This is a genomic window from Vibrio sp. Vb1574 (genome assembly GCF_033338675.1).
Map to the genome: position 1 here is coordinate 1 of NZ_JAWOTC010000289.1, position 1,240 is coordinate 1,240.

At 45.5% G+C, this 1,240-nt stretch carries 1 protein-coding gene and 1 pseudogene; both read left to right on the plus strand.

Annotation, left to right across the window (positions count from 1 at the left end; all coding sequences use genetic code 11):
* Nucleotides 1–18 precede the first annotated feature (18 nt).
* A complete protein-coding gene (ilvN, locus tag R7O12_RS25615; protein ID WP_005459526.1) occupies nt 19–513 on the plus strand; it encodes an acetolactate synthase small subunit in 495 nt (164 codons plus the stop codon).
* 111 nt (nt 514–624) lie between these two features.
* Nucleotides 625–1,240: pseudogene (locus R7O12_RS25620) on the plus strand (diguanylate cyclase); the annotation flags it as partial.

Here is a 1,240-nt window from a genome sequence, read left to right on the forward strand (position 1 = left end):
AAACGGAGAGAACTTAATATGAGACACATTATTTCATTGCTATTGGAAAACCAACCGGGTGCGTTGTCTCGTGTTGTCGGCTTGTTCTCTCAACGTGGTTACAACATTGAATCATTGACCGTATCGCCGACGGATGACGAAACGTTATCGCGTTTGAACATCACAACCACATCGGATGAAATGCAGCTGGAGCAAATCCAGAAACAGCTACACAAGTTGATTGATGTACTGAAAGTACAAGAAGTCACTGAGTTTGAACACATTGAACGTGAACTGATGATGGTGAAAGTGAAAGCCAGTGGTTTTGCGCGAGCGGAAGTGAAACGTACGGCAGATATCTTCCGTGGACAGATTGTGGATGTCACCGCTTCTCAGTACACCGTGCAGCTTGCTGGCACCAGTGAAAAGCTCGACGCGTTCATCCAAGCCATCTCCGAAGTCACCGAAGTGGTCGAAGTAGCACGTAGCGGGGTGGTAGGTATTGCCCGTGGAGAACGAGCGTTAAAGCCTTAACAAGCCTCATATCTGACCGAAAAGCCACTGTATTACAGTGGCTTTTTGTTTAGATGCTGCCAAATAATGATATAATTGTCGTTTTAGTAGGCATCATAGGCTGTAGGACGCGTGAAAGTAAAAAAGCTGGTCGGCACATTATTGGCGACAGCACTATTCTTTAGTGCCCTCACCGCCACCTACTACTACCAGAAATACCAAGCCCTCTTAGCGAATAATGTTGAAAACACCGCCAAAGAAGCCTTACACCAACTGGCTTACACTGGGCGCGAATACAACAATATTCAAGATCAGATAGAAACCATCAGCGACCTACTTGGTCACAGTCAAAGCCTTTACGATTACTTACGTGAACCCAGTAAAGCCAATCTGACCATCTTAGAGAACATGTGGAGCTCGGTTGCTCGCAACCAAAAACTGTACAAGCAGATCCGTTTTCTCGATACCTCTGGCACCGAAAAAGTTCGCATTAAATACGATTTCAAAACCGGCATCGCTGGCCCATCATTGATCCTTCGAGATAAATCTGCGCGAGAGTATTTTAAATACGCGCAGAGTTTGGATAACGAGCAAATCTCAGCTTGGGGGATTGAACTTGAAAGGGACAAAGGTGAGTTGGTTTATCCGCTAAGTCCGTCACTACGCATTTTGATGCCAATTTCAGTGAATGACGTTCGACAGGGTTACTTAGTGTTGAATGTCGATATCGAGTATCTGTCATCCCTTC

Excerpts from the sequence above, each read along its gene's own strand:
- ilvN (WP_005459526.1), top strand. The coding sequence starts at position 19 with ATGAGACACATTATTTCATTGCTATTGGAAAACCAACCGGGTGCGTTG.